The sequence below is a fragment of the Aminobacter sp. P4_H6_2 genome (genome assembly GCF_056400805.1).
This window is the reverse complement of the sequence record NZ_JBFUKO010000363.1, coordinates 1-5,412: the sequence shown is the minus strand read 5'-3', so window position 1 is coordinate 5,412 and position 5,412 is coordinate 1. Positions and strand designations below refer to the sequence as shown.

General features: G+C 60.7%; 3 protein-coding genes and 1 pseudogene. All 4 read right to left on the bottom strand.

Annotated elements, in window-relative coordinates:
• A pseudogene (locus tag AC1DUU_RS21720) lies at positions 1 to 556 on the bottom strand (M23 family peptidase); the annotation flags it as partial.
• Entirely contained in the window at positions 553 to 960 is a 408-nt protein-coding gene (locus tag AC1DUU_RS21715) for a DUF1036 domain-containing protein (RefSeq protein WP_476785461.1), read from the bottom strand. The pseudogene AC1DUU_RS21720 and the gene AC1DUU_RS21715, both read right to left, overlap by 4 nt.
• A gap of 55 nt (positions 961 to 1,015) precedes the next feature.
• Complete coding sequence (locus AC1DUU_RS21710) at positions 1,016 to 1,783, bottom strand: PP2C family protein-serine/threonine phosphatase (protein WP_476785462.1); 768 nt, start codon at positions 1,781 to 1,783, stop codon at positions 1,016 to 1,018.
• A gap of 133 nt (positions 1,784 to 1,916) precedes the next feature.
• On the bottom strand, positions 1,917 to 5,412 hold a 3,496-nt coding region (gene tssM, locus AC1DUU_RS21705), incomplete at its 5' end, for a type VI secretion system membrane subunit TssM (RefSeq protein ID WP_476785460.1).

Below are 5,412 nucleotides of genomic sequence, written 5' to 3'. Positions count from 1 at the left end.
ATGGTAGACTGCCTTCGGCCTCGGCCTGGTCAAGATCGACATCAGTTGGCGGAGCCGCCTGATCATCAGCCTGCTGGCCGGCTGTTGKTTCAACCACCGCGCGCTGCGCCTGGAAAAATGCAAAGTCCTCCTGCGTCGATGGGATGGACGTCATGAAGCGCTCGCTGGAACTCAGCATCGTGTCTGCGAGAAATTCGATCTTTGGCGAAATGCCGTCCTGGGTAAGTTCGACGGGGCGCGCAACGGAACGACGCTTTGTTTCCGCCCCAGCTTCATGCGCCAAATTGATCCACATTGGGTCGCCGGCAAGATCGACGATAGCCGGCACGTAGACAGAAGCATCCGACGGCACGATATCCGCTTCTTCGGTTGGCTGAAGATCTCCTTCATATTCGCCAAAGGACCAGTAGTCAGAGGTGAGATAGGCGGTACCGGCCACGGCGAGCAGCGCAAGGACACCCGCAGCGACAATAGCCTTTAGCCGGCGAGATCGTTCGCGCCGTGCCATTCGCTGTTGTTTTTGCTGCTTGAAGCTCGCATCGATGCCATGCGTCATGGCGATCGCCCGGTCAGGAAGAAGGTCCAGCGCGCCTGTTCAAGCGTGTCCACTTCAAAGAACCGAGCAGCGATGTGGCCGCGCTGCCAGCATTCGTCGATGCCGCGCACCGTGAAGCGCTTGCGCTCAACGCACATGTCCGTCGAGCCGCTGAGGATCGCATTGCCGAAGACATCCGTTGCGTAGATGTAGATGTAGCGATTGGTCAGTTCATCGCGAATGACGTTTACGCACTGGTTTGCGCCAATCGTCCACCAGCCGTCGGTCTGGAAGGCTGCATCGATCTGTTGGCCGACGGCGAGATTGACGACGTCGAGCGTCTGGTTGCAGACGGTGAATTCTGCTCTCGCTTCGCTCGGCGCAAACAAAACCGACAACAGGGCCATGCCACTGGCGGCAAGCATCGCGCGACCGGCATGGGGAACGCGCCCGATCCCGTTCGCATCGTGTCGCCGGCCTCTATCGGCTTCCCACCAAAGGTTCAGAAGATGCACTGTCGGTTGCGCCCCCAATCCGCACCAGGACAATGGTGACGTTGTCTGTTCCGCCGCGCGCGAGAACCTTTGCTAGCAGATCTTCGCATGCTGCCTGGGCCGTAGCCGAGATCACTGCCGTTTCGATCTCGGCGTCGCTGACATGCGCAGTCAGCCCGTCCGTTCCAAGCACGAAGATGTCGCCGGGCAAGAGATCGCCTTGCTGGAAGTCGACGTTGATGTCGTCGCTGACGCCAATGGCGCGCGTGATGACATTGCGACGTGGCCAAGTTTGCGCTTCTTCCGGCGTGATTGCGCCGCGGTCGAGCAGTTCCTGCACCTCGGTATGATCGTGCGAGACCTGAGAGATCGCGCCGTCGCGCACTAGATAGACGCGACTGTCGCCGAGCCAAAGGCAGGCGAATTTGCCGTCGATGGCTAACAACGCTGCGACGGTGGAGCCAATGGTCACGCCACGCGAATCCGAAATCTCGCGGATATCGGAATGCGCTAATCTCAGCCGGTCGACGAAACGTGCGCGCAGGTCCGGCGCGGAACTAGCGATGCCGATCGTCGACAGGTGTTCGACGATGCTGGCAGAAGCGACTTCTCCGGCGTCATGCCCACCCATACCGTCGGCGACCACCCACAGGCCACTGCGGGGTTCTATAAGATAGCTGTCTTCATTGACTTGGCGGACGCAGCCCTTGTGGCTTACGCCATAACTTTCGAAGGGGAGGGCGACATTGCTCAACTGCCTCAAGCGCTTCTCGGGCGCCCCTCTGCGTTGCGTATTAAGCGCTCGCGCCTTTCAGTCTGCCACAGGCCTAGGCGTTAGAGTACAGAAATTAACATGCACCAGATCGTCGGTGTGATTCCTGGCGATATCAAAGGCCTTTCGGGCACGTGAAGCCGGAGAATGCAGCAAGTGAAAAGGGGTTGCCGGGCGGGTTTATCTGGACTGTGTAGGCGACGTCGCGGCCGCCAATGACAAAGCKCAGCTCAAGATTGTCACCGTTGCGGGTGGAGATTCCCGCATCGAGCAACCGCTTCAACGCCCATGGCCCTTCGAACCTGATGGCGGACTCGCGACCGGGAAGCTCCGGCGTCAGGCTGAGATTGGCAGCGCCGGCGGGCATGCTGCCCGGCCAGGTGACGATACCTGGGCTGCTGCCGTTCTGATAGCTTTGAACGACCTGTCCGTTGACGTTGAGCAAGGCCATGTCGGCGTCGCCATGCAGCGAAAACGGCGTGAAGGTGATGTTGACAGCAGGCGTTGATCCTCCAAGTGGAAAGAATGCATCTCGAATCTCGGCGGCAAGCTGGAACTGCTTCAGCGTTGACTTGGACAGCCCGCGGCCGAGGCGTGCCTCCTGCTTCCACTGCCACTCTTGGCCCGACATGTCGGCAAAGGATGCCAGGTTCTGCGCGAAAAACCGATCGATGATGCCGCTGGGCGCGAAAAGGCGGGCGAAATCACTGATTGGCACGTCCTGACTGGCGCCCCCGCCGAACGGATAGCGATTGGCGATCGCTTCCTCGCACGGCCCGCTGACTGTTTCCTCAAGCGCCTGATTGAGTTGCGCGACCGAGGTTTCGGCAACAAGGCCTTCGAAATCGTCGGCCGCAGCATGAACCATCCGCGAAAGTGCCTTGGGCAGGCGAGACGCGTTGGCACGGAGGTTGGATATCTGCAGCTGGAGATTGGCGTTGACGCGGCCGGCTTGCGACGGTGCGGCGGCTGAGATTGTCAGGCTCTGGTAGATGGCGTGGAAATTCTGGATCAGCGCATCGACCGGGCGCTGACCGGGACGGCCGTCGACAAGAAGCTGGAATGGCCGGAACTGTGCCTCAATGTTTGCCCCCGGAACCAAAGTCGGTGCGTTCGCGAATGCGGCACCAGCACGAGTGTTGGATTTGCGACCGGCGAGTTCGATGCCTATGCGGGCGAGGCCGTCGGCGTGCGCTTCGGCTTCGCCGGTGCCAGGCGTGTCGCCGCGCGTCAATGCCGTTTCGCGCGCGATCGCCTCAAACAATTGCGCGAGCGGCGAACTGGGCGAACCCGCGGCCGAAAGGGCGAGATATTCAGGCTTGTCCGCCGACATTGATTTGAACTTCAGCCTGTCGAGGACGCCATTCCATGCGCCTGAGAATTCATTGCTGTAGCGGTCGAGCAATTCAGGCCCAAGCCTCAGCAATTCCTGCTCGACATTCCCTTGCTCGCCACCGGCGCCGATCACCCATTGTTCGTCGACAAGCCTTTGGGCGATGCCAGCGAGTTGTCCCAGGTAGAAATCGTTGAAGCCGGCGTAGGTGTAGAGGCCGGGAATGCGAAGCGTCGACAGATCGCTGCCGTCGACAGTTTCGAAGATCAATTTTGCTGCTGGGCCGCCTCTCGTTGCCACAGCAAAGTCAGCGAGCGGGGCGGCCGAAATTGCCGAGGCGATCAGGGAAGAGGCACGGTCGGCGACGGTCATGCGGCCAAGCGCGCGCTGTGCGGCTTCGACGACAGGGCGATTGAGCTCAAGCGATGGGTTGTACTCGTCATCGAGCGCCAGCATCGCGCGCAGGTGCTTTTCCAGTATCAGGCGCCCTTCGCGATTTTGCGGCCCGGGGTAACGGTTTTGCTCCCAATCTTTCCTCAGCCAGGAAACAATCTGCTCATCCTCGACCTTAGGTGCCTCGCCGCCAAGCATGRGGTAGATCTTCAGCGCCTCATAGAGCGCGGCCGGATCGCTCATCTTGGCCTCGATCGTGTGCTCGACGTGAAGCAAGAGCCGCGTGCGGAACATCCGCTCCAATGCCAGCCGGTAGGTCGTTTCCGATGCCGAAAGCAGCCGCGCGCGCTGGCTCAGCCCAAGCGCTTCCTGAGGCGGCGTCGGCAGGTCGCGGTTCTCATAGCCGGTTGGCAGACCGCGAACGCTCTCCAGTGCATCAATGACGTTTTCAAGATCGACATCGGACACGGTTTCCGCCTGGAGCAAGGCGCTGGCCGACGAACTATAGTTTTCCGCCGCCTGATAGGTGGCAGCGATCAGCGCCTTGTTGGCGGTGTAGCTCATCGCCATAGCACCGAGTGCCCCAGCAGCAAGCAAGCCGACGGCACCGACGCCGGCATAGCGAGAAATCCTGGCGCGCCGGTCGGCGGCTTCGTCGTAAGAAACCCAGCCTGCTTCGGCGAAGATGACCTTTGCGAGCAAATCGTGCAGGAAAAAGCTCTTGCCGGTGCCCGACAGATGAACATGAGACCCACTGCCGAAGCTTCGACCGATGGCGCCGAGCACCCGGTCGATCGGGGTGCCTTCCTGCGTGCCGGAGGAGAAATAAAACCCGCGCAATATGGCGCTTGACTGCTTTTTCGTCGGCTCGAAGACGCGGTTGAGAAAATCCGCACTGCGCTGCTTGAGCGAGGCGAACTGCGCGGCAAAGTCGAAGATTGAGACGCGCGCGACCGGATCGGGTTCCTCCTGCAACCGGTCTGGTACTTGCTCGGCCAGGCGGTGGACGAGCGCGTCGAACTCAGCAGGCACAGTGCCAACCATATTTGTCTTGTGATCCGCATCTTGGAATGTGGCACCCCACACCATGCGCCGGCGGGTTTCGACGAGACCGCCGAAACACTCCATGAAGCCGGCGATCAGGTCGGCCTTGGTGAACAGGACATAGACCGGGAAGCTGATTTTCAGCGTCTCGTGGATCTCTTGCAGGCGATTGCGGATTTCAATGGCATGGGCTCCGAGTTCCTGATCGCCTGACGTCATCACGTCGGAAAGGCTAATTGCTACGATCACGCCGTTGATAGGCTGTCGGGCGCGGTACTTCTTCAGTAGCGACAGAAATGCAAACCAGCCCTTGCGGTCGCTGTCGGCATCGGAGTCCTGCGTCGTATAGCGGCCGGCAGTGTCGATCAGGACAGCCTCGTCGGTGAACCACCAGTCGCAGTTTCGGGTACCGCCGATGCCGGGTACTGGTTGGGCGGCACCGGACACGGCGAGCGGAAAATTCAGGCCCGAATTGACCAGCGCGGTGGTCTTGCCGGCACCAGGCGGGCCGATGATGAGATACCAAGGCACTTCGTAGAGAAAGTTGTGTTTGCCGCTGGCGCGTTTGAGCGTCGCGATGGCCTTGGTCATGCCCGTTTCGAGTTGCCGGGCATCGCCGTCATACTCGCTATCGCTCGCCACTGCCGCTGCCAGCGCCTTTTGTGCGTTGCGGGCATGCAAAGATCGGAGCAGATAGAAGCCCACAACCATTGCCACCACTAGGCCGATAACAGCGATGCGCGGCCAGGCAGTCGCCAGAGGACGGGTGTCAGCGAACACGATTAGCGGGCCGGCGAACCACACGGCCGCGACAAAGCCGGTCAGCGCAAGGACGCTGAAA